Source organism: Paramesorhizobium endophyticum, from assembly GCF_014640615.1.
Taxonomy (GTDB): Bacteria; Pseudomonadota; Alphaproteobacteria; order Rhizobiales; family Rhizobiaceae; genus Paramesorhizobium; species Paramesorhizobium endophyticum.
In genome coordinates, this window is the sequence record NZ_BMHH01000008.1 from 130,059 (window position 1) to 152,832 (window position 22,774).

15 protein-coding genes and 5 pseudogenes are annotated in these 22,774 nt (G+C 58.6%); 12 read left to right on the forward strand and 8 right to left on the reverse strand.

Annotated features, from left to right (window positions below):
• The first annotated feature begins 351 nt into the window (after positions 1 to 351).
• The 3 genes from IEX53_RS11825 (at position 352) to IEX53_RS11835 (ending at position 4,520) form a co-directional block, all read left to right on the forward strand.
• Positions 352 to 1,731 carry a hypothetical protein gene (locus IEX53_RS11825; protein WP_188824364.1) on the forward strand — a complete coding sequence of 460 codons (1,380 nt, stop codon included), beginning with the start codon at positions 352 to 354 and terminating at the stop codon, positions 1,729 to 1,731.
• A 345-nt stretch (positions 1,732 to 2,076) separates the two neighbouring features.
• The gene (locus IEX53_RS11830; RefSeq protein ID WP_188824365.1) at positions 2,077 to 3,018 is read left to right on the forward strand and encodes a phosphoribosylaminoimidazolesuccinocarboxamide synthase; all 942 of its coding nucleotides are present in this window, start codon (positions 2,077 to 2,079) and stop codon (positions 3,016 to 3,018) included.
• 377 nt (positions 3,019 to 3,395) lie between these two features.
• Positions 3,396 to 4,520 carry a YdcF family protein gene (locus tag IEX53_RS11835; protein WP_236016161.1) on the forward strand — a complete coding sequence of 375 codons (1,125 nt, stop codon included), beginning with the start codon at positions 3,396 to 3,398 and terminating at the stop codon, positions 4,518 to 4,520.
• Between the two features lie 70 nt (positions 4,521 to 4,590).
• Here IEX53_RS11835 and IEX53_RS11840 read toward each other — a convergent pair whose 3' ends face one another.
• Positions 4,591 to 4,977 carry a Tn3 family transposase gene (locus tag IEX53_RS11840; RefSeq protein WP_236016162.1) on the reverse strand — a complete coding sequence of 129 codons (387 nt, stop codon included), beginning with the start codon at positions 4,975 to 4,977 and terminating at the stop codon, positions 4,591 to 4,593.
• On the opposite strand from IEX53_RS11840, the gene IEX53_RS24375 reads away from it, so the two are divergent.
• Entirely contained in the window at positions 4,907 to 5,059 is a 153-nt protein-coding gene (locus tag IEX53_RS24375) for a pentapeptide repeat-containing protein (protein ID WP_373288632.1), read from the forward strand. The genes IEX53_RS11840 and IEX53_RS24375 overlap by 71 nt on opposite strands.
• Here the strand turns inward: IEX53_RS24375 and IEX53_RS11845 are convergent.
• A pseudogene (locus IEX53_RS11845) lies at positions 5,019 to 5,141 on the reverse strand (recombinase family protein); the annotation flags it as partial. The gene IEX53_RS24375 and the pseudogene IEX53_RS11845 overlap by 41 nt on opposite strands.
• Before the next feature lie 115 nt (positions 5,142 to 5,256).
• A pseudogene (locus IEX53_RS11850) lies at positions 5,257 to 6,879 on the reverse strand (helix-hairpin-helix domain-containing protein); the annotation flags it as partial.
• An 11-nt stretch (positions 6,880 to 6,890) separates the two neighbouring features.
• Here IEX53_RS11850 and IEX53_RS11855 point away from each other — a divergent pair.
• Both IEX53_RS11855 and IEX53_RS11860 read left to right on the forward strand, forming a co-directional pair.
• Positions 6,891 to 6,980, forward strand: a pseudogene (locus IEX53_RS11855) (IS21-like element helper ATPase IstB); the annotation flags it as partial.
• Positions 6,981 to 7,341: 361 nt separating this feature from the next.
• Positions 7,342 to 8,652 (forward strand): DUF5623 domain-containing protein, encoded by a 1,311-nt coding sequence (locus IEX53_RS11860; RefSeq protein ID WP_236016164.1) that lies wholly within the window; start codon positions 7,342 to 7,344, stop codon positions 8,650 to 8,652.
• A 522-nt stretch (positions 8,653 to 9,174) separates the two neighbouring features.
• Here IEX53_RS11860 and IEX53_RS11865 read toward each other — a convergent pair.
• A pseudogene (locus tag IEX53_RS11865) lies at positions 9,175 to 9,876 on the reverse strand (DNA helicase); the annotation flags it as partial.
• Between the two features lie 730 nt (positions 9,877 to 10,606).
• On the opposite strand from IEX53_RS11865, the gene IEX53_RS11870 reads away from it, so the two are divergent.
• Positions 10,607 to 11,809 (forward strand): site-specific integrase, encoded by a 1,203-nt coding sequence (locus tag IEX53_RS11870; protein ID WP_188824368.1) that lies wholly within the window; start codon positions 10,607 to 10,609, stop codon positions 11,807 to 11,809.
• Between the two features lie 26 nt (positions 11,810 to 11,835).
• Here IEX53_RS11870 and IEX53_RS11875 read toward each other — a convergent pair whose 3' ends face one another.
• Positions 11,836 to 12,162, reverse strand: a complete 327-nt coding sequence (locus IEX53_RS11875) for a helix-turn-helix domain-containing protein (RefSeq protein ID WP_188824369.1) — start codon at positions 12,160 to 12,162, stop codon at positions 11,836 to 11,838.
• Between the two features lie 207 nt (positions 12,163 to 12,369).
• Between IEX53_RS11875 and IEX53_RS11880 the strand changes: the two genes are divergently transcribed.
• The 4 genes from IEX53_RS11880 to IEX53_RS11895 all read left to right on the forward strand — a co-directional run bounded on the left by IEX53_RS11880 (position 12,370) and on the right by IEX53_RS11895 (position 17,382).
• Positions 12,370 to 13,917, forward strand: coding sequence for a Fic family protein (locus IEX53_RS11880; RefSeq protein ID WP_188824370.1), 1,548 nt, complete (start codon positions 12,370 to 12,372; stop codon positions 13,915 to 13,917).
• Between the two features lie 325 nt (positions 13,918 to 14,242).
• Positions 14,243 to 15,361 carry a Fic family protein gene (locus tag IEX53_RS11885; protein ID WP_188824371.1) on the forward strand — a complete coding sequence of 373 codons (1,119 nt, stop codon included), beginning with the start codon at positions 14,243 to 14,245 and terminating at the stop codon, positions 15,359 to 15,361.
• 111 nt (positions 15,362 to 15,472) lie between these two features.
• A complete protein-coding gene (locus tag IEX53_RS11890) occupies positions 15,473 to 16,393 on the forward strand; it encodes a recombinase family protein (RefSeq protein ID WP_188824372.1) in 921 nt (306 codons plus the stop codon).
• Between the two features lie 77 nt (positions 16,394 to 16,470).
• Entirely contained in the window at positions 16,471 to 17,382 is a 912-nt protein-coding gene (locus IEX53_RS11895) for an agmatinase (RefSeq protein ID WP_188824373.1), read from the forward strand.
• A gap of 29 nt (positions 17,383 to 17,411) precedes the next feature.
• Here the strand turns inward: IEX53_RS11895 and repC are convergent, their stop codons facing one another.
• From repC to repA, 3 genes are all read right to left on the reverse strand, one after another.
• Positions 17,412 to 18,728: a plasmid replication protein RepC gene (gene repC, locus IEX53_RS11900; RefSeq protein ID WP_188824374.1), complete on the reverse strand. Its 1,317-nt coding sequence runs from the start codon at positions 18,726 to 18,728 to the stop codon at positions 17,412 to 17,414.
• Positions 18,729 to 18,890: 162 nt separating this feature from the next.
• A complete protein-coding gene (gene repB, locus IEX53_RS11905) occupies positions 18,891 to 19,910 on the reverse strand; it encodes a plasmid partitioning protein RepB (protein ID WP_188824375.1) in 1,020 nt (339 codons plus the stop codon).
• Positions 19,907 to 21,082, reverse strand: coding sequence for a plasmid partitioning protein RepA (gene repA / locus IEX53_RS11910; RefSeq protein WP_188824376.1), 1,176 nt, complete (start codon positions 21,080 to 21,082; stop codon positions 19,907 to 19,909). The genes repB and repA overlap by 4 nt, the downstream gene beginning before the upstream one ends.
• Positions 21,083 to 21,448: 366 nt before the next feature.
• Here repA and IEX53_RS11915 point away from each other — a divergent pair.
• A pseudogene (locus tag IEX53_RS11915) lies at positions 21,449 to 22,626 on the forward strand (IS256 family transposase); the annotation flags it as partial.
• Positions 22,627 to 22,774: the final 148 nt, after the last annotated feature.

Sequence of the window (22,774 nt, forward strand, 5' to 3'; positions counted from 1 at the left end):
ACGTTGAAACGATCTAACGCGGTCAAATGTTTGACTGGAGGATCGGCTTCCCAACGATAGTTTTCGTCCTGAGGATTGTAATTCCTCGTCGAGTTTTTCCTCCGGCAGAACAGCAGAATGCAAAGAAGCCGAATTGCGAGCGCATCCTATTTCAATCCGATTGCGGCGTAATCGAGAACACAATCCGCATCGACCCGGAGCGCGCAACGACGTGCCGATCAGGGCCCTTTCCCTCGCAACGTTCGGCGAAGGAGCTGCGAACAAGCGCTATTCCAAGCAAGGAAGTACTTTCGGTCCCGACGTCGAAACCATAGGATGCGGAATAATGATTTCATCATTTTGAGAGCAGCCATGGACAATCAGGCGCAACAGCCAAACCGGGAACATCATTTTTACGTCTCAACCGCCAAATTCCTGTTCCACCACCCTCAACATGGCATTGTGGCTGTTCGTGATCCCATAAGGCTAGCGGACGCCGAACGATATGGGCTGAGCCCTATCATACTGTATGGGCTCACCGTCGCTGGCCTGCCGATCCGCTGGCTGACATTCTCCACCATCGGCCAACGAAGAACATTTCGCGAAGTGCTGCTGACCGCGTGGAGAAACGCGGAGGGTTTGCGTGGCCTGCCAGATATCCTCCGTATAAACCGCTATGTGACGCAGGCCGATCCGGCGCTGGCAGCGGATATCGCCAATCTCGGCGTTCGACTTGAGGTGGCGGACGCCAAGGATAAAACAGGGCCTGCATCGTTGCGCTCGGCCCAGGATGCATCCCGATGGTTGTCAAAAAGGCACGACCCAATTGATTCATCTCTGATCGCATCCGTCGAAGCCCTTTGTCGCGATGCACATGAGGATCACGATTGGAGAGCGGGTCGTCGTCTTCGCGGAAGCAATCGAAAACTTGAGGAGAACATCGAGCGTTGGTTGGAATTGCCGATGCGACAGCCGGCAACAACTCCCCCCGAAGAAGTGGATTGGAAAGTCGGTCCCTGGGTGTCAGCATGGGAGATCTCACGTCCACCTGATCAGCCGCGTTATTTCCATCATGACGGTGTTAGCGGCAGGACTTGGCTGCTTTTGGGAGAGGATCAATCGGAGGAAACCGACGATAATGAGATTCCAGCCTACGAAGAGTATGACAATGCAGCTGAAATCACCAAAAACGTGGTAGCCTGCTGGCCCAATATGCCGAAGGAGATTGCTGTCGCCGCCGGGATTACCCTGCGGCAACTCCAATGGTTCATGTCGAAACGCTCCACCCTGGATCGGTCAGCGCGCCTCGGCCTGGAGCGCCTGTTGGGCATCGAGTATGACGAACGAATGGGCTGTTACACTCCGGCTGGGCCATATGTTCTGGTAGCCCAGAAGGCTCAGGCACTCGAGGCGGTCTGTGACGAAATTTCCGATGGCGGGAATGCATGGCCTTGCGAACTCGTCCCCGCTCAGGGCTCATCTGACCCGAGCTGGCGATATATATTGATCAATGCCTACGGGAAACCACCGACGTTTGTCATGGCGCCTCGTGGCGAGGCAATCACGGAACGCCTTCCGGACCTGATCATGAACTACGAGGGAATTCGTCCGGTTTCGCCGGCTTTTTACCGGGATGTCGTCTCCGCCTGTGCCCGCGCCTGTCAGACACCGCAGGCCAATGCGCGCGAGATGAGGGATTTTGCAAAGCGCTATCAACAGCAATGGGTCGATTGTATGTGGCTGCCCGACTGAATTTCCTGGTAGCATAAGCTCTTATGTCTGATCCCGTTTGAACATACCTACCAAGATTTTTTGCACGGCTTTCCCTCAAGAAAATGGAACGTGACGCTGAACTCGTCGTTTCCGGCAACCAGGCGCCTGAATGTGAGCGGCGCGATCAAACCCGCCGATGATCGGTTATAAATTGGCTCTCCTCTTTGTCGTCGGCCTTGATTGGACGAAACGGGACGTTCAACAGTTAAGGCATTTCTGCCCTTCATTGGGAAAAGGCCTACGCAGACCAGACCTTACTTGATGTGGTCAAGGTCGAGGGCCTATACGATAGCATCACCCGATCTCCGGTAGGCAGAAAATCCTATGCGCGTTCTTTCCGACGCTTTCATTCCCGAACTTCCCAAGCACTACAAGGGCAAAGTACGCGAAAACTACGACTTGCCGGATGGGCGACGCATCATCATCGCCACTGACCGTCTCAGCGCGTTCGACACCATCCTGACCTCGGTCCCGTTCAAGGGAGAAATCCTCACACAAACGGCGCGGTACTGGTTCGAGGAGACTGGCGATATTTGCCCGAACCATGTTCTTGAATACCCCGACCCAAACGTCGTCGTCGGCACCCGGCTCGACATCCTGCCAGTCGAGATTGTCGTGCGTGGCTATCTGGCGGGAACCACCAGCACTTCTATTCTGACCAAGTACAGGAATGGTGATCGCGACATGTACGGAATGGTTCTGCCGGACGGGTTGCGTGACAATGAAAAACTGCCCGAGGCGATCATTACGCCGACGAGCAAGGCTTTCAGCGGTGGTCATGATGAGCCGTTGTCCGAGACCGGGATCATCGAACAGGGGCTTCTCACCAAAGCACAGTGGGACACCGTATCGGGCTATGCCTTGCAACTGTTCGCCCGCGGCCAGGCGCGCGCCGCCGAACGCGGCCTCATCCTCGCCGACACCAAATACGAATTCGGCTGTGATAAAAGCGGGACCATCATTCTTGCCGACGAAATCCACACACCCGACAGCAGCCGGTACTGGAGCGCAGCGAGCTACGAACAGGCCTTCGCGAGCGGCGAGCGGCCCGAAAGCTTCGATAAAGATTTTATAAGATCATGGGTCTCGGCGCGGTGCGATCCTTACAAGGAACCGATTCCGGCGATTCCCGACGAGATCGTCGAGCAAGCTTCGCGGGTCTACACGCTGGCCTATGAGGCAATCACTGGCAACGAATTCTTGCCAGACCTTTCCAGGCACACCGTGCTGGATCGCATCCGCTCGAATCTTGAACGATACTTTTGACGAGAAAAGTGAGCCCTTTGCTGGGTAACACCAGCGGCAGGTCAGCAGAAGCTGGGTGCGCTGGCAGATCCCACTTTTCCGCAGCAAGTCCAGATTGACACGCCGCGACCTCGGCTACGAAACCAAGTCGCTCTCTGAAAGTTCCTGTCGCGTGGCAAGAAAAATCAAAGAGTGGCCAAGCTTGCCAGGCTTAGCCTAACCACCCCGGCGAGAGGCACCTGGCTTGCTCGACATTGGCTGGACACGTGGTTTCTTTTTGTATCATTGTCACCTATCCGAAGACCTAGAACGGTGAAGCGCTTGCCGCAGCCGCCGGAAGGATGCGTGTCGGATAGGCGAGAGCTGGAACAGCGAATCAACATACATGGAGAAGTCAAATGACGCCGAAATACCTTTTTGCCGGGACCGTGCCCCTGTGCAACATGACCCGCGCGCGGAGAAACGGTCGGGCGAGATGCTATATTATGGGCGTTCTGGCGGCGACGGCGTGCTTTATTTTGGCAATGCCAGCCGGTGCATATGATCAGGCGAATGCCGACCGCATCAAACAGTTGGTCGATACGGGCATGCAGTATTACTGGTCGGGCGGCGACGTCAAAAAGGCCGAAGCAGAGGTCTTCAAGGGGATCACACTGCACGGCAAATACGATGTTGTGGAGGCGGCTTTCAAGGAGGCATCGACGTTAGCGCCGGAGCGACTGGATTTTCAGTACGCAATCGCATCCACCCAGATCATTCAAAAGAAACTCGCCGAGGCACAGACGACATTTCAGGGAATTCTGGAAAGGGATCCCACGGCCTTTGACGCCCAAAGCTGGCTAGAGGCGATTGCACAGATCCGCGGGGACAAGACCAATATGTCGTTGGCTCATCAGGCTCTCGCCGGGCTCGATCGGGACAAGGCGGAGATCTATCGCAAGCGATTTGCCCGTGCAGAGCAGATCATGGCCGAAAAGCCTAATTTCGACGTACCCACCCTGCCCGGCAAGGTCATGGTGGTCGCGCTCGGGTATGCCTTGGCGGACGACGGCACGGCGCAGCAAACGTTACTTGATCGCCTCGACGTGACGTTGAAAGCCGCTCAGGCCAATCCCAACGCGCTCATTATGGTCAGCGGCGGGGTGCCGAAGAATGGCGTCACTGAGGGAGATATCATGTCTAAGTGGCTTGTCGACAAGGGCGTTAACCGCGATCGCATCATCATCGAGGACAAATCAAAGGATACAATCGGCAATGTCCTCAACGCTGCCAATCTCCTGGTGCGGCACCAGGCCGATGCCGTAATCTTGGTGACAAGTTCAAGCCACATGCGCCGTGCGCTTACGGTCATGGAAGATGCTCTCACACAGCGCAATTTGCCAACCACTGTCGTACCTCTCAACGCACTCGATGCGCCGTCTGAGGAAGAGGCTGCAAAGGTTGGGACAGACGAGCGGCTGGTGATTTATCGTGACCTGATGCGCGTATCAGGTGTTTGGGCCTATCCCGGGCTCCAACAGTAATTGCTCTGTCACCGCCCGGCGACATGAACGCACAGCTGATGACATCGACCTAATCGAGCCCCGCTTTGCTTTATTGGCGAGCGGGCCTCACCCTTGTTGAGGCCGATCTGGGCACGCGTTGCATGTCGGTGTCGAGAATCCACTCTATAATAAAAAGTGTCCGTTCCACGCGACCAACCTCCCGCAGCGCAACCCCAAGATCGTTCTGGCGTGGGTAGGAGGCAAGCTTACGGAGCAACTGGCTCGGCTTGATCTTGCCGGCAGCATCGTGGCGGCGCAACGAAACAGGTCGGGCCAGTTCGCCAACAATCAGCTCCTCGCGGATCTTGCCACCGACCAATTTGCGCAGACCTTTGGGTGTCCCTGCCGGATCCGCGCTGGGTAGCATGAAATGGGACGGCGCCAGCCTGAAAGGCACGGATTTCACCGGGACCAATCTGGGCGGCAATTCGTTCAATCATGCCAATCTGACCGATGCCGACTTGAGCGGTAGACCGTCATCCTTGAAATGTTCAGGTCCCGGGCGACGGCGGCCTTAGTCGCCCCAGCAGTGATCCGCCTGCGGATTTCGGTGTCATCGACGTTCTTTTTCCTGCCCTTGTAGATACCGTCCTGTCGCACGGCACCGACAGGACGCAACTCGTGCTGGCCGGTGTTGCCATCTCCTTCATCATCTAGTGAAGCGCCGCCGGCACGGCGGAAATCGGGACCGACTGCGCCCGAAGTTGTATTCCCATCACTGAAAATTCCGGGCTTTCACCTTTAGCGTATCGATGTGCAAATCGGGGACGAACATGTCCCGCGGTTTCACACCTGCCGGCGGTCGCTCACGGCTATCTGGACTACCCGGTGATCCGTGGGCGAACTCATCGCCACGCCCGCTCGGCAGACGGAAGGTGTCCCGCTCGCTAAGGCTTGCCAGATCGCTGGTCAGATCGAACATTCGTTGCGCCACCAGATGCACGACGCCGCCTTCCCGTTGGATCTTGCCGTTGATCGCCATCATTGCGGATCCGAGCACGGCGCGACGCTGCTTTTCGAACAGGCTTGGCCAGACGACGATATTGGCAACGCCTGTCTCGTCCTCGATGGTCATGAACATGACGCCCTTGGCACTGCCGGGTTTCTGCCGCACCAGGACAAGACCGGCCGTCATCAGCCAGCGCCCGTCACGCGCCGATGTCGCGTCAGTGCAGGTGACGATGTTTCGGCGGGTGAGATCCTCGCGCAGGAAGCTGACCGGATGGGCACGCAACGTCACGCCGGTATGACCATAGTCCTCGACGACATTGGCGCCTTCGGTCATCTGCCGAAGCGCCACATTCGGTTCCTGCTGTTCAACAATGACCGCCTGCGCGCGATCGGCGGCCGCGGCAAACAGCGGAAGCGGTTCATCGCGCAAGGCCTTAATCGCCCAGAGCGCATCGCGACTTTCAAGTTTGAGGGATGGTCGGAACGCATCAGCTTCGGCCAGCTTGACCAGGGACGCCGACGACACACCGGCGCGCCGCCACATATCGTCGATGGAAACGAACGGATCGTCGCCACGCGCCACCGCAATTTTCGCCGCATCCTGTTCGGGCAGGCCCTTTACCAAACGCATACCGAGACGCACCGCATGGTCGTCGGTTCCCCTGATCTCTTCCAGCGTGCAATCCCACCGCGAACGATTGATGCAGACCGGTCGGATCGCAACCCCGTGGGCGCGGGCATCGGTGACGATCTGAGCTGGCGCATAGAACCCCATCGGTTGCGCATTGATGAGGGCGGCACAGAACACATCCGGGTAGTGACATTTGATATAAGACGAGGCGTAAGCGATGAGGGCAAAGGAGGCGGCATGGCTCTCGGGAAAGCCATAGGAGCCAAAACCCTCGAGCTGCGAGAAGGTCTTTTCGGCGAATTCCTCGGTGTAGCCATTCTTCACCGTCCCCTGGACGAGCTTGTCCTTGAACTTGCTGACGCCGCCGGTGAACTTGAATGTCGCCATAGAGCGCCTGAGCGCATCGGCCTCGTCGGCGGTAAAACCAGCGCAGACGATCGCGACCTTCATGGCGCTCTCCTGAAACAATGGCACGCCCAGCGTCTTGCCGAGAACAGCCTCCAGTTCCGGCTTCGGATAGACGACCGCCTCCTTGCCCTCGCGCCGTCTCAGGTAAGGATGCACCATGTCGCCCTGGATCGGACCGGGGTGAACGATCGCCACCTGAATGACCAGGTCGTAATAGGTCTGGGGTTTCAGCCGCGGCAGCATCGACATCTGGGCCCGGGATTCGATCTGGAAGGTGCCGAGCGTGTCAGCCTTGCGGATCATCGCATAGGTCGCTGGATCTTCCTGCTCGATGGTGGCGAGATCAAGCGTTACACCCTAAGAGCCATCTGGCCATCGCCATTGCACGAGCGCTCATCCGCAATGGCACACGCGGCCGGTTCTTCTATGTCGTCGATCTCGTCAGCCGGAACCGACCCCCGGGGGCCATGGCCGCGTCGCACGTGATGACGCCGCGGCTTTTGAGTTCCGTCCGCAGGAAGGATACGGGGTGGACACACAAAGTCAGTCCGACATGTCCGTAATCCTCGACAACCTCACCCCCGGAGTTTCCGGATCGTTTAACGTCGTCTTTGTTTCTTCTGCACGGAGATCTTTTCAACCCGGCAAAACGGAGGTAGGCTGTGAGTCTTCGCTCTTTGGTAGGAGCGTGCCGCCCGTCATCGCAAAGCTGTTGACAGCACTGCCGTTTCAAACTCCCCCGATCATGTCATGTTCGGGCTCGCGAGGTGGTTGACGGGTGACGCTTCATAACGAGCCAGGAGAACTGGCATGTCCACAACTGACGTTCGGCCGTCCTCGATCGAGGGCATCAAGCGCCTTGCGAAGGCGATTTCCAAAAGAGACAAAATCAAGCACAGCCAAGCACTGGACCAAGCATCCAAGGCATCTGGCTTTGCCAATTTCACCCATGCGCGTCGATCACTAATCGAACGGACCACGGGGGTCAAAAATCCTGAATATGCCATCTACATCTCCACCTATTGGCGGGATGGAAAAACTCGGGCTTCGGGTCGTGAGACGATCCGCATGATCATATCGAAACCGCTCGACGAGTTGATAAAGCCGGCGCAGTACAGGCACGCTCATAAACTCGGGCGCTTCAGACGATACGCTTCCGATCACGTCGTTGCCGATTACCGGCCCGATTCGGCGGACGTGGCTCTCGCCCAGTCCTGCGGGGCAGCAAGGGTTCTACAGTTTCTGGACGCCACCGGGTTGCGCCCGTCAAACGCCCGTGTCGAACCTCGCGGGCGCCACAATGCACGGCTGCCTGGACACGATCACGGAAGCGTCTGGTACGATCCGATCGCCAAGCACCACGTTGCGGCGGACGAACCCTATGCCGCCAGTGTTCGATCCAAGAAAGCGGAGCGGGAAGCTTGGGCGCGCGAGCACAACTGGTCGGTCGTCCAGCCCTCGTGGAAGGGGATGTATTATCCGGAAGGCGGCAGTGAGCTTTATCTTGTTGCCGATGCCAGCAAGGGCTATTCGCTTGAAGGCGTCGTGGACGCCCTGCAGAAGACGGCCCCTCCGATCGTACCGGATAACTGCGACAGGGTGGTGTTCGACAGCCGGGTGACGTTCGAAACGCCAGGCGAGCAGGCCGACGCTGCAAGCAAACTCAAGAAAGCAGCGGAGCGAAAGACGGCAGCGCCCCGTGGGCCGTCCAACTCCGTTGGGTATCGTCTCGTACTCGGCGGACACCAGCATCGACCCAAGGCCACAATGCCAGTGGAACTGCATGCCGAGGTGGGCGGTCTGCTGAAGAACGTATTGGTCAAGACGCGTGAGCGCGCCGGAGTTTACAGACGTATCGATTCCGTCCGGAGCGAGCTCGACGATTGGGTGCAATGTGAACACGACCGAAAGTCGCTGTCGGACGCAGTTTTCTTCGACCTTTATTATCACGAGGAAGATGGCGCACGAACGTCCAAGGGCACACCAACGCCTGAACGGCATATCGAAAGTCTCGAGCGCGCCAGAAAGATCCTGACCGATCATTATCCTGACTGCGCCCCGCTTCGATCGGTTACGAAAAAGATCGGGATGGCGATCGGATCGCTCCAAGCGATGCTGTGACCGGGTACCTTTCCGCGCCGCTATGATAAGGCGTCAGTCGCATCAAGAGCGGCTTCGTGCTCCGGCTTGCACGTCCAGTCAGACTAGGAGCCGAGGCATCGCCGGCGAGAACGCGGCCGCATTGTCAGAACGGCGGATCGACATTCTCATGGCGGTGCCATCGAACACGATTGCGGTCGGTGGTGTATTGCACGGCCTCAACGGCGTGCACTTCCACCGATTGCGGGTCAAGGACACGTCCCGCTGCCCGGCAACGGCCAAGTATGGGGCGATTCCTGCCCTTACGTGCAGGCCTGCGTGTTATTCCAATTCCGGTTGGACGTCCAATGCGGCAATCGGCGGTGAATGAGTAGCCATCGCGCAGAATATCGGGCCATGGCGTGAAATCGGCGGGGCTGGCGGATCAAGAGGGATTCGAACCATTTTGTGTACAAGATCCCGATTGCGGACGGATCGGCTGACTGCTGAACTTCGACACGTCCCGCCGAATTTCCGCCGCCGCCGGATGTTGCTTGGAGCGCCACGAAACTGCGCCTTACCTTCATGCAAGAAGCACGCTTTTGAGAAAAGCCCCACATCTACTTTGTTGGGCAAGCGTATATCCTGCATATCCGGTAAAGGCTTCGCCTCCGGATCATATGAACGGTCAATCTGGGAGATGAAGGCGAGAATAATGCCGGTCTTTCGAGCGAATTTTTGAAGGGTAGTTATTTGCTCCGAAAGTTCGGGCTTGTTTCGCCGTTGATCGAGGATTTGCAGGTAGTCGATAACGGCGACCGTCCCTGGGGAGGCATCGGCAAGATGGCGCATGATATAGTCAGCGCAAATTTCGTCAGAGGTCACGATTTCCAGAGCAGCACCGAGGCCCGACGATTCGCCTTCCAGTGACCGGATACGCGCATGGGTTTCCTGCTCGGTATATTCGAGGGTGAAGAAGACACCTCGCCGGCCGTCACGGATGGCATCGAGCAGGAGCTGAAGCCCGAGCAGGGTCTTGCCATGACCCGGCCGCGCTCCCAGCAAGAGCATATCGCCATCGGAAAGCCGGGACAGCATTTCACTCGCCGCTGCACACGTTGCAACTCGGGCGGAAAGCAAGCTCCACCCTGCAAAACCTTCATCGCGTGCTATGCGGTCCAACGCCGTATGCAGAGGATTTTTTTCATTCCGAGCCATCAATTTGGCTCGGCGCTTCAATTGGTAGATTGGAGCAGACAGCTTCATCAAGGAACCTCCATTCCGAGCAGGAAACGCAACCCCTCCTTATGCGGCGCTCGAACAGATGGTTCGATGATCTCAATACCCCGTATGAACGATACTTCCCCGATGGGAGGGAGGAGGCGCGGGCCAAGCCTATTCGCTGACTATAGCCCAATGTGCGTGTCGCGCAATTCCCAAAACTAGCGACACAGTTTTCGACCAAAACCCATGAACTAACAAGCAGATGCGCGGCCAGCCGCGCGATGGCGTGCAGCGCTGCGATATGTGGGTCTCCGCGCTGCCCGCCATCGGTCACGCGCAATCTTGCTGCTTCTATGAGGTCGTCACCGAATCTGTTGCCTGTTCCTCTGCAAACGCCGCTTTCCCCTTTCCGGCCCACAGTTCCTGTGCGTGTTCGCTCTGCTCACTTTTGAGCTTGTCGGCGACCAGACGCTGCCGCCAGCGATTGCCGATCGGGTGCTCGTCCCGGGCCTTCGGATGCAGGCAAGGGCTGCACCGGCCAAAAACCCTGCATCCGCCGGACCTCCGGGATGCCGCGCGGGCGCAGCACCGCTGCGCGGCGGGAAAGGACGGCGGGGCTGGCAGCGCATTGCGGGGTTGATTTCGCCGACTCGGCGGCCAACCAGCAACGGCGCTTATTTCCCTCCAATCCGCCTAAAACCGCCGCACATGTCGCGCTTGTTTTATGTCCGATAAGTTTGCATTATCGTTCGTTTTGTGAAATCCTCCAAAAATGGCCTCTCAGAGCGACGACAATCCCGAAAACGGCCCGCAGCCGGGCGCTCCTCGATCACGGGGCACGGCCGCGGATGGCGAGCCTTCAGCTGGGATGCAGACCGCGGTCGGGCCCGCCGCGCCCGTCGCCGGCGACTGTCTCGACAGCGAGCTGCCCGACATCGTCGATCTCGTGCTGGAGATGGGCCGCGCCCCGACCGAGACGCCCGCCCCTGCCCTGCCGGCGCATCTGCAGGCCCTCACCGCGCGCGCCCGCGCCTATGTCCAGGCGGCCTCCTCGGCCAACACGCGGCGCGCCTATGCGTCCGACTGGCGGCACTTTTGCGCCTGGTGCCGGCGCCAGAACCTGTCGCCCCTCCCCCCGGACCCCGAAATCGTCGGGCTCTACATCACCGCCTGCGCCTCCGGCGGCGCCGTTGGCGCGCCGAACAGCGTCTCGACCATCGAGCGCCGCCTCGCCGCGATCGGCTGGAACTGCGCCCAGCGCGGCATGCCGCTCGACCGCAAGAACCGCGCCATCGCCACGGTGATGGCCGGCATCCGCAACACCCACGCCGCCCCGCCGCGGCAGAAGGAAGCCATCCTGCCCGAAGATCTGATCGCCATGCTCGAGACGCTCCCGCGCGGCACGCTGCGCGGCCTGCGCGACCGCGCCATGCTGCTGCTCGGCTTCGCCGGCGGATTGCGGCGCTCGGAAATCACCGGGCTCGATCTCGGCCGCGACCAGAGCGAGGACGGCCGCGGCTGGATCGAGATTTTTGACAAGGGCCTGCTCATCACCCTCAACGGCAAGACCGGCTGGCGCGAGGTCGAGATCGGCCGCGGCTCGTCACATAGCACCTGCCCGGTGACGGCGGTCGAGACCTGGATCGCCTTCGCGCGGATCGCCAGGGGGCCGCTGTTCCGCCGCGTCCGCGGCCAGGGCAAGGACGTCGGACCGGACCGCCTCGCCGACCAGGAAATCGCCCGGCTGGTCAAGAAAACCGCGCGCGCCGCCGGCCTGCGCGGCGACCTGCCGGAGAGCGAGCGGGGCCTGAAATTCGCCGGCCACTCGCTGCGCGCCGGCCTCGCCTCCTCGGCCGCGGTCGACGAGCGCCACGTCCAGAAGCAGCTCGGCCATGCCTCCGCCGAGATGACCCGCCGCTACCAGCGCCGCCGCGACCGCTTCCGCGTCAATCTCACCAAGGCGGCGGGGTTGTAGCTCCCCCTGCCCTGCCGGTGGCGCGTTCACACCTTGGAACCGTGTCGGGAGCGCGCCGCGATGCTGGAAAGATCGACTTTCTTGCCTGCGACATCCGCGACGATCTTCAACGTGCCGCCGAGCGATTCGACATAATCGCGAAGCGTCGACAGCTTCATGTCGGCGCGCTTCTCCAGCCGTGAGACGTTGGTCTGCTTGAAACCTGTCCTGGCAGACACGTTTTCCTGCGTCCGTCCGGCAAGCGCCCGCAATTCGCGCAGATTGTGCGCGGTGACGAGTTCCTCGGTGCGGGCAGCGATTGCCCGCTGTTCATCTTCGGGCAGCGTCTGTATCAGCTTGTCGAGATCATCCATGTTTCTTCTCCAACTCGCTCACATGCTCATCGTAGCGTTTGTCCGCCAGGTCGATCAGCCGCTTGTAGAACAGTTTCTGGCTTACACTGCCTCTCAGAATCAATCTTCGCAAATTTAGCCTCATTGTCATCAAAATTCATTGCGGATGATCGAATTTCATGAGAGTTTCTCACCGAAGCTAATTTTCAGAACCGGATATCAGGATTCATGGAGCAGGGACAAAGAAAGCCGTTTTCAGGCGCGGTCAGCATTTTTCACGGCCGCTGGATGCCGGAAGACGCCATCCCTGTCGGCTATGCGGCCCTCATCGATGCCTTTGAATTACCCGTGCCCGTGCCAATCACCCTGTCCGCGATCGGTCCACGCCACAAAGTCTATCAGGCTGAGAGCTGGAACATTTATACCCCACGCCACCAGCCGGACAATGACCTTGCCGGACACCTGACCTTCGCGCTGCGCTATGAAGGGCTAGATCTTGCGGTTCTGAAAGCCCTGTTTCGGGAAACAGGTCCTGTACCGATCACCAACCTGGTGCGCGCGGCGCCTACTGGCGCCTATGCGCGGCGGCTGTGGTTTCTCTACGAATGGCTGCTCGATACACGGCTCGATCTGCCCGACGCGACACAGGGCACCTATGCCCTTGTCGTCGATCCCAAGCGGCAATTCGCGGTGGGCGGAACGAGTTCGACAAGACATCGGGTGAAGAACAATTTGCCCGGCACGCCAGCCTTCTGCCCGATGATCTTCCGTACGCCCGCACTCGAAGCGTTCGTTGCGCGCGGACTTGGCGATGAAGCGCAGCAGTTGATCGCCGAAGTGCCGGCGGACTTGCTTGCACGCACCGCTGCATTCCTGCTGCTCAAGGATTCACGCTCGAGCTTCCAGATCGAGGGAGAAGATCCGCCGCAAGATCGCATCCAGCGCTGGGGCCAGGTGATCGGTGAAGCCGGCCGCCGGCCGATAGACCGCGCCGAACTGGAGCGGCTGCAGCGCATTGTCATCGGCGACGCGCGCTTCGTCCATCTCGGCCTGCGCGTCGAGGGCGGCTTCATCGGCGAGCATGATCGCGTGACGGGCGCACCGATCCCGGATCATGTCAGCGCCCGACATGAAGATCTACCCTCGCTGATCGACGGCCTGACCTCTTTCGACAACGGCGCGGCACAGCGCCTCGATCCTGTTCTCGCTGCCGCGGCTCTCGCCTTCGGCTTCGTCTACATCCACCCTTTCGAGGACGGAAACGGTCGACTGCACCGCTATCTGATCCATCATGTTCTCGCCGAGCGCGGGTTCAACCCTCCCGGTCTCGTCTTTCCGGTCTCGTCCGTCATCCTGGACCGCATCGATGCCTATCGAACCGTATTGGAAAGCTACTCACGCCGCCTTTTGCCGCTGGTTCGTTGGCAATCAACGGATCGTGGCAATGTCGCGGTGCTGAATGACACCGCAGACTTCTACCGCTACTTCGACGCAACGCCGCACGCCGAATTCCTGTTCGAATGCGTAGCCCGAACGATCGATGTGGATCTGCCGGCCGAGACGGCATTCCTACGCATCTATGACGCGTTCAAGATCGAAGTGCAGCAAATGATCGACATGCCCGATCGCTCGCTGGACCTCTTGTTCCGCTTCCTACGCCAGAACGAAGGGCGACTGTCAAAGCGGGCTCGCGACAAGGAGTTTTCGGCGCTCAGCGACGCAGAGGCCGCTCGGATTGAGACAATTTACGCCGAAATCCGGCGAGACGCAGGGTGACGCCATGTCATCCACCACGTTTGCAGGCGGCGGCCGTTGAAGCTGAAACACTGATCTTTCAGGAGACAGTAACGTCGGACAAGCTGCATTGGAGACGTTTACAAGCGATCATTTATCACCATATTCTGCATTTGGAAAAAGTGTTGATGGTAGGCTTTTGTCTCAAAAGCCCTGGCCATTTGTCACAGTGGACTGCACTGACGGGACAAAGCTGTCTTCAGGAGGAACGGCTTTCCGACAAGCGGACCCGGCATGAGGAATAGTTATATTGCTATCACTCGCGATTTCGACATATAATGAGTTATAAAAAGGAGTTCTATAGCTCATGCAATGGAACTGGACGCAGGAAGGTTGGCCCCATTTCACCTATGATGCCGCGCAGTTCGAACCATTGGAGAGGCGATTTCTCCTGGCTTCGGGCGAAGTGATCGGAACTGTCCGTCACATCGGCGACGCAGACCGAAGTTTACTGCGGATCGAGCTTCTAAGCGACGAGGCTGTGAAAACCTCGCAGATCGAGGGCGAAATGCTCGACCGCCTGAGCGTGCAATCCTCCCTGCGCCGGCAATTCAGCCTCGAAGCGGACAACCGGCCGGTAAAGCCGCAAGAGCGCGGCATCGCGGAAATGATGGCCGATGTCTATGAAAGTTGGTCCAACATGCTCGACCACGCGACCCTGTTTCGCTGGCACGGCATGCTGATGACGGAAAACCACCATCTCGGCACGATTGGCGGCTACCGGACGCATGCGGACGCCATGCAGATTGTATCCGGCCGTGTTGACAAGCCCGTCGTTCATTTCGAAGCGCCGCCCTCAAATCAGGTTCCAGCCGAGATGGACGCCTATATCGACTGGTTCAACGAATCGGCGCCCGAAGGGAAAAGTCCCCTCCCCGCGCTGACCCGCGCCGGAATAGGCCATTTATATTTCGAAAGTATCCATCCCTTCGAGGATGGAAACGGCAGGCTTGGCCGGGCCCTCGCGGAGAAATCTCTCGCGCAGAACATCGGACAGCCGAGCCTGATCGCTCTCGCCTACACGATCGAGCGGCATCGCAAGGCTTATTACGAACAGCTCGAGCGTAATCAGCGAACGCTCGACATCACGCAATGGCTGGTCTTTTTTGCGCAAACCGTTGTGGAGGCGCAGCAGACGACACTGGCGCGCGTGGCCTTTTATATCGCCAAGGCGCAATTCTATGACCGCTTCCGCGGAAAATTCAATGAACGCCAGGAGAAGGTCATCGCACGCCTGTTTCGGGAGGGCCCAGTGGGTTTCAAGGGCGGGTTAAGCGCGGAAAATTATCTTGCCATCACGCAGACCTCGCGCGCCACGGCGACGCGCGATCTCCATGATCTTGTGGAAAAAGGCGCGCTGACACGCACCGGCGAGCGCCGCCACACACGCTATGCGCTCAATCTTCGGGAGTTTCAGCAACTGTGAGCCAAACAGAGCGAACAGATATGTCGACGTTTAGCGGTTCTAGCGACACATTATTTATTCGTGTTGCCGGCAGCGACACGTTGCAGCTCGAATTCTTCAAAGGCAAATGAGATGAGCAACCGAAGTGGCAAACTCATCGGCTATGCGCGCGTCTCGACGGACGAGCAGGAGACCGAGGCGCAGGAGATGGAACTGCGCTCGACCGGCTGCGATATTGTCGTTCAGGAGCACGGTTCCGGCGCATCGCGCGCGCGGCCTGCGCTTGCAACGCTCATCCGCGAGATTGGCAAGGGCGACACGCTGGTCGTTGTGCGGCTCGATCGTCTGGCGCGCTCGGTCAGCCATCTGCTTGAGGTGATCGAAGATCTGACGGCGAAAGGCGCGCATTTTCGGTCGATTTATGATCCGATCGACACCTCGACGCCACAAGGGATGTTCTCACTGCAGGTCCTGGGCGCCGTCGCGCAGCTCGAGCGCGCTCTGATCTCCGAGCGAACCAAGGCGGGGATCAAAGCAGCAAAGGCGAAAGGCAGGCTGCCGGGCAACCCCGGCATTCGCGAAAAGCGGCCTGACATGCTGGCGAAGATGACTGCTGCGCAGAAGGCGGCTTATGGCGACCGCGTGCGAACGAGCGCCAACCAATGGCTACCGACGGTTCGCCGGATGCGCCCGGACCACAGCTGGGACGATATCGCGCGTGTGCTGAAGCAGCGCGGGCTGGATTGGACGCCGGAGCGTCTGCGCCGCGCGGTGAAATGGCTGGTCGCTGAAGGCATGGCGGATCCAGTTTTGCTGAAGAAGTCCCGTCCCCGTCCGCCCGAGGACCGCCTGATGACGCTGGTAGCCAGCATACACGCGTCGAACCCCAAACTTACCCTGCGCCAGATCGGGGCCCAACTCGAAAAGCTCCACGAGCGCACTCCGCGCGGCGGATCGAAATGGTCGCCCTCATCGGTAAAGAACCTCCTCGACCGTGCGCGCCGGATAGGATTGGTCGGCAGCGACGACGATCAGGACGCCAGTGCTGCATAATAGTGGGCGATGTGTTTAAATGCAGGATGGGCTGGCTCCGCAAATTCCGCCGCACCAGCATCAATCAGGATTCAGGCATGAGCACCTCGCCTTCGTTTCTTAGCTTACCTGATCGTCTCACCGACGGCGTCAAGCCGCGCGCGGTGATCTTCGGCGCCGGCCACGGCAGCACCTATCTGGGGAAGGACAGCAGCGGCCATGCCTTGGCTGCCGGTGCTATCCGCCGCGCGAGCCAGGAAGATGCCGGGCTAGTTTCGCATTGGGACTTCGACCTCGGCAGCCCGTTGTTCGACGGCCAGCCGGTGTGCTGCGTCGATGCCGGTAATATCCCAACCACCATGCATGACAATGCCGGCAACCGCGCACGGATCGAGGAAAAGACACGCGATATCCTGGCATTGCCTGCCGTGCCGGTTCTGCTTGGCGGCGACGATTCCGTTGTCATTCCCTTTCTCGCCGGTTTTGCGGGTCATGGGCCAGTCTGGATCCTGCAGATCGATGCGCATATCGATTGGCGCGATGAGGTTCATGGTGAGCCCTACGGCTATTCGAGCCCGATGCGGCGCGCGAGCGAAATGCCGCATGTGGCGGGTATCGTGCAGGTTGGCCTTCGCGGCGTCGGCAGCGCCCGCCCCGCCGAGATCGAAGCAGCGCGACAATATGGCAGCCGCTTCGTAACCGCCCGCGAGGTTCATGCCCACGGCTTCGACGCCGCGCTCCGGCATATTCCGGAAGGCGCCAAGGTTATCGTCACTCTCGACTGCGATGGCCTTGATCCCAGCATCATGCCGGGCGTCGCGGCCCGGACACCCGGAGGCCTCACCTATACGCAGGTCATCGACCTGATCGCCGGTCTCGGCAAGCGGGCGAGGATCGTGGGTTTCGACCTTGTCGAGCTCTATCCTCCCGCCGATCTTGACGGCTTGTCCGCGCTGACCGCTTCGCGCCTGCTCGTCAACGCGATCGCCGCCATTGTCCGGCAGGCTTGAAACCTGGGATGCTATCTGGCCTTCACCAATCACGCTCCCGGTTTCCTCAAGCTTTTGAGCAGCGCCTCGGAAATCTGCAGTCGGTCGCCCTCCTCCCCCCTTGCGGCCGGCGATTTTCCGCCTGACGTCTCCGCGCCTTTCCGCCCGTCAAGCTTGGCGCGCAGCAGGGCCATGATCATCGGCCAGGTGGAGAATTTACCGTCTTTCGCGCGCTCCGTCAGGCTTCGAAGATAGCCGCCGGCATTGCCGATCTGATCCGATCGCTCGAAAATCGCCGCCAGCGTGATCGCCGCCTGCTGCGCGCCCATCACGTCGCGGGCCTCGCTCCAGGCGCTCGGGCTGATCCCCAGCATCGGCCGGGCTTTTTCCGCCGCAGCCAGAAATTCGCGCCAATGCCGGATCGCCCCGCCGTTGGCAAGTTGGCCCAGGCCGGGGCAGGCGTCCAGCACGATCCCCAAAGGCAATTCCCGTTTGGGCAGGGTACGAACGTTGTCGCTATCCGCAACGCTGCTGCCCGCTTCTTGTTTTATTCCTGAGCCAAATTCAGATTCAGAATAAGAGTCTGGTTTTGAATTCTGTATGTGGCGACCGGAATGGGACTCATTGCCGTCCTGATTTTGAGAATTCACGAAGGATTCCAATATGTCACGGATTTCCTGCCAGAGCAGATTCAACTCCTCACAGACCGCATCGATCACCTGTCGCGGCGCACTGCGCGGAAGCTTCGCAAGGATCTCCCGATAGACAAGCTGCATTTTGCCCCATGGCCCCGGCACGCCCTCCTCGAGGCCCGTGTCGATCATCTTGACGACGTCGCGGCGAACGAGCGTCAGTCGCTCCTTGGCAACCCGGAAAGCCTTCTTCTCGGCCTGTACCGCTTCGGCTAGCTCCCTGAACTCTGCGGCGCGGGCGACGAGCGGCGACAGGTCGAAGCCATAGGCCTGCTCGATCTCCCCTCCCCTACCCTTTCGGGCGAAGCGCTTGCCGTTCGGGCTGTCGCGCCGGATGATGAGCCCGCAATCGACGAGCACGGCCAGATGCCGTCGCAGCGTCGTCGCAGGCATGCCGTTAGCGCGCGCGCTCAATTGCTCGTTCGACGGCCAGACCACGAGTTCGCTGTTCCCCGCCAGCGCCGTCTCAGGATGGAACGACAACAGGGCGTTGAGGATCGCCAGGGCACGATCGGTCGCGCCGAGCAGGTCCTTGGCCTCGCGGATATGCTGGAAGACATGCCATTTCTGGACGGTAGCGTCCTCGGGCATCTCCCGCGCCGCTTTCTGGCTCGAAATCTGGCCAAGCGACACCCTTCGCCGCCCGAAGGGCGTCGTTGATACATGCGTCTGCATTTTCCTTCACCTATCAAAAGGCAAAAGAAATCCGCTCACCAAAACGGCGCTCAAGTCACAAGGACTCTTGACAGTGATTCGTGGAAATGCGATTCTCAGGGTGCGAAACATGAGGAAGGCTTCCACGACGCTCGTCGTCCGGGGGCCTTTTTCTTTTGCGGCTTAGTCTCCTGGTTTCTGATTTATGTTATGCTCAGCGTGCTTCTGCATGAACTGATCGTGCAGCTTTTCTATTTGTTCAGCAACGAAATCAACAAACTCACTTGGTACCGACTTGTTGAAAGTGAGTTTCGAAGTGGATTTCCCATGCTGTATCTGACCAAGCACGAGACCGTGCGAGATCAAATTAGTGGCGGATGAAGACGTCACAGCCGATGACTCAGTGTGGGCAAGTGCATTGAAAACGGCAGCGAACTTGGCTTCACTTGATGCGACAGCGATAGAGCCTTGTTCCAACACGACGAGAGCCTTTTTCAAAGGATCTTTATGGGTAGACCAACGCTCCTCAAAATCGATCCATTTTCGTCGCCCAATCTCAGGCGCGGGGCCAATTTTAAGAAGAATATCGCGTGGTATCGCCGCCGCTAGCCGGATCATTTCAGAAATATGGGACTTTCCAGTGCGTAGAGATTTACAGATTACGTCTCTGCTGTACCCAGCCATCTCCTGCGAGTGAGCAAATAGGCTGCGCTCGATATAGGATAAATCGTTGCGGTTGCTGTTTTCTTCGCCCTGAAAGATGACAGCATCTTCGTCGCTCAGTTCCCGAACGATCGCTTTGAACTTGATGCCAAGAAGCTTTGCGACCGCAAGCCTTCGGCGACCAAAAACCACTTGGAAGCGCGTGGATGCGCCCAACATCGGACGAACTAAACCGGGGGTGCTTTGCCCATGCTCTCGCATGGACTGAATCAGATCTGCGAGGTTGCTTTCATCGTAAGCTGACGAAAAGCGATCAGGTATGGCTGAAGCTAATACCTCGTTTGGTTCAATCTCAATAATTTGGCCGCCGTCCTTGAGCAGCTTCTCTGCAAGCTCGCTACGTTCTTGGATTTGACGAACGCCGGCTGCAACCTTCAATAGATGCGGCGAAGTGGAGCGTTGCACTTCTCCCTTATCAGCCGAATGCTCTAATTGGCCGAGAACATTCGCAAACAGACCTTTCGAATCCTTCCTGCTCATGCTCTCCCCCATGCTTTCCAGAAGAGGGCCTCGAGTTCGGCGTTCGCGGCATTGATCGACTCGATTGCGCGATCATAGGTCTTTGGCGCCGAGAACCGAGCGCGCTGAACTTCATAAAGGCTTTGCTTCCATGTTAGAGCGTCTGCCACCGCTGTCGATTTGATGACTGAATTGAGCAGCAAGTCGTCGCCGAATACTTGCCGCATAAGTGCTGCCATATTCGCTTGCGGATGATCATTCGGCTCAAATTTGGTGATCAGAAATTTGGCAAAATCCCATTGCGTCGTCGGTCCTATTTCATTCAATATCTGCATATATGAGGCGGCCAATTCTAGGAATTTCGCCGTTGAATCCACGTCAAGCATATGGGCCGGTACAGGGATGACGACGCCTGTCGCAGCTGTAAGCGAGGAAAGTGTCAAGAAGTTCAACGACGGCGCGGAGTCCATAAGGATGAAATCGTAATCATCGATGACCTGCTCCAACGCTTGAGATACACGGAGCAGGAACTCCGTTCCACCGGCCCGGCGCATTTCAAGAGCGACGGCCGTTTCAAATTCTGTTAGTTCTAGGCCTGCGCAAATGACATCAAAGCCAATGATATGCGTGTTATGGACGATATTTTTCGTCGGCACCGGATTTTCAAACCGGATTGCAGAGTAAAGAGTGTCGCCGCCACGATAGTCAAATTCAGGCAGACTGCCATGGAGGGCGGTAAGCGATGCTTGAGGATCGAGGTCAACCGCCAGAACACGGTACCCCCTGAGCGCCAGGTAATGTCCGAGATGAATCGTGGTAGACGTTTTGCTCGAGCCGCCCTTGAAATTTGTAATGGCAATCACCTGGCATTGTTCAGTTCCGGTGCGTCTTGGGTTCATCCATTTCTTGCGGCCATTCTCGGCAAGCGCCATGCGCAGTTCGAGGACTTGCTCAAGTGTATAAAGACGCCTTCCATTGACGATTTCCGGCGCCGAGCTTGGCTCTTTTGCCGTGACTTGGCGAATGTAAGCTTCAGTCACATCGAGCAAAGCGGCGACTTCGGTCGAAGTAAACTTTCTCATCGTCCGGCGCGCATCGGGAGGAAACTGCGCCATACTTAGATTGTTCAACGCCAATTCGAGCTTGCTGGAGAAATTCTCCATGAAGGCTAGGCTGCTGAGATGTCGCGTCATAAAAAGAATCCTTGGTGGTCGCTCGCTTGAATTAACCGATATTGTGGTTAACGATCCGTTAACAACCACGTAACTACTCCGAAATCCGAAATTTCGAAATTTTTCCGCAACTAAATGCCTAATCCGATTCGGCCTGGGGCATCAATTGCAAGTGTGGATTAGTTTAACCAGGAGGGGGGGACAGGATCGCCAAGGTATTTGGCTGCTCGGTGATAGCGTCCGCGGTGGTGGTGTAAATTCGGAGGCGTTTTGAGTGGAGACTGCGGTGGAGAATACGCTGCCGTTTTTTCAAGGCGCAAGGTGGGCACCGGGTCCGTCGGAGAAGGTGGAGTTTGACGACTTCAACTGACCGAAACGGAGAGCCCGATGACCGAAGACAGACTACCGCTTGCCGAGCTCGCTGCAAAGAGCGGCGACAAGGATTTTCTTCGCGCGATTGCCGAAAGCGTGCTGCAACTGCCCATGGAGGCCAATGTCGACGGCCTGATCGGCGCCGGTCGCTACGAGCGCGGCGAAGCGTGCCAGAATTGGCGCAACGGCTATCGCGAGCGTTCGCTCGACACACGGCTTGGGACGCTGAACCTGATGATCCCGAAGATGCGAAGCGGAGCGTATTTTCCCGGCTTTCTGGAGCCGAGGAAGATGGTGGAAAAAGCACTCGTTGCCGTGATTCAGGAAGCGTGGATCAATGGCGTTTCGACGCGCAAGGTTGATGAACTGGTGCAGGCCATGGGCATGACCGGCATCTCGAAATCATCGGTATCGAAATTGTGCAAGGATATCGACGAGCGGGTCAATGCCTTCCTCAAGCGGCCGCTTTCGGGCGACTGGCCCTATCTATGGCTCGACGCGACCTATCTGAAGGTGCGCGAAGGCGGACGCATCGTCTCGGTGGCGGCGATAATCGCAGTGGCCGTCAACACGGAAGGAAAGCGCGAGATTGTCGGGCTGCATATCGGCCCTTCCGAAGCCGAGCCGTTCTGGAGCGCTTTCCTGCGCGATCTCACGCGTCGTGGTCTCACCGGCGTAAAGCTCGTCATCTCCGACGCCCATGAGGGACTGAAGGCCGCCATTACCCGTGTGCTTGGCGCGACATGGCAAAGATGCTGGGTCCATGCCATGCGCAATGTGCTGGCCTATGTTCCCAAAGGCCAGCACACCATGGTCGCCGCCGCCATCCGTCAGGCCTTCATCCAGCCCCGACCACGCCGGCGCCGTGCAGACATGGCGGCATGTCGCCGATCAGCTTCGCGTCAGATGGCCGAAGCTGGGCACCTTTTATGGACGATGCCGAAGCCGACGTACTCGCCTACATGGCCTTCCCCGCCCAGCACCGCACCAAGCTGCACCGCACGAACCCGCTGGAACGGCTCAACAAGGAAGTAAAACGCCGCGCCGATGTCATCGGCATCTTCCCGAACGAAAACAGCATCGTTCGTTTGATTGGCGCAGTTCTCCTCGAAGCCAACGACGCATGTCAGCTTCAGAACCGATACATGCAAATCGAGGGCATGGCTGAACTCAATACCCCAACCATCGAGGATGGAAAAGCCTCTCCAGATTACACCGAAAGCCGCCTGATTATGACGGCCCGGGCCTACACCCAAATTTACACCACCTTGACGGACGCTATCTGCTCGGTTCCGTTCGCCGGAGCTGAAGTTATCTAAACTTTAGTGGTTCTTGGGGGCC

Bases quoted from the DNA above. Each gene is read 5' to 3' on its own strand.
- IEX53_RS11825 (WP_188824364.1), top strand. From the start codon at position 352: ATGGACAATCAGGCGCAACAGCCAAACCGGGAACATCATTTTTACGTC.
- IEX53_RS11830 (WP_188824365.1), top strand. From the start codon at position 2,077: ATGCGCGTTCTTTCCGACGCTTTCATTCCCGAACTTCCCAAGCACTAC.
- IEX53_RS11835 (WP_236016161.1), top strand. From the start codon at position 3,396: ATGACGCCGAAATACCTTTTTGCCGGGACCGTGCCCCTGTGCAACATG.
- IEX53_RS24375 (WP_373288632.1), top strand. From the start codon at position 4,907: ATGAAATGGGACGGCGCCAGCCTGAAAGGCACGGATTTCACCGGGACC.
- IEX53_RS11860 (WP_236016164.1), top strand. From the start codon at position 7,342: ATGTCCACAACTGACGTTCGGCCGTCCTCGATCGAGGGCATCAAGCGC.
- IEX53_RS11870 (WP_188824368.1), top strand. From the start codon at position 10,607: ATGGCCTCTCAGAGCGACGACAATCCCGAAAACGGCCCGCAGCCGGGC.
- IEX53_RS11875 (WP_188824369.1), bottom strand. From the start codon at position 12,162: ATGGATGATCTCGACAAGCTGATACAGACGCTGCCCGAAGATGAACAG.
- IEX53_RS11880 (WP_188824370.1), top strand. From the start codon at position 12,370: ATGGAGCAGGGACAAAGAAAGCCGTTTTCAGGCGCGGTCAGCATTTTT.
- IEX53_RS11885 (WP_188824371.1), top strand. From the start codon at position 14,243: ATGCAATGGAACTGGACGCAGGAAGGTTGGCCCCATTTCACCTATGAT.
- IEX53_RS11890 (WP_188824372.1), top strand. From the start codon at position 15,473: ATGAGCAACCGAAGTGGCAAACTCATCGGCTATGCGCGCGTCTCGACG.
- IEX53_RS11895 (WP_188824373.1), top strand. From the start codon at position 16,471: ATGAGCACCTCGCCTTCGTTTCTTAGCTTACCTGATCGTCTCACCGAC.
- repC (WP_188824374.1), bottom strand. From the start codon at position 18,728: ATGCAGACGCATGTATCAACGACGCCCTTCGGGCGGCGAAGGGTGTCG.
- repB (WP_188824375.1), bottom strand. From the start codon at position 19,910: ATGAGCAGGAAGGATTCGAAAGGTCTGTTTGCGAATGTTCTCGGCCAA.
- repA (WP_188824376.1), bottom strand. From the start codon at position 21,082: ATGACGCGACATCTCAGCAGCCTAGCCTTCATGGAGAATTTCTCCAGC.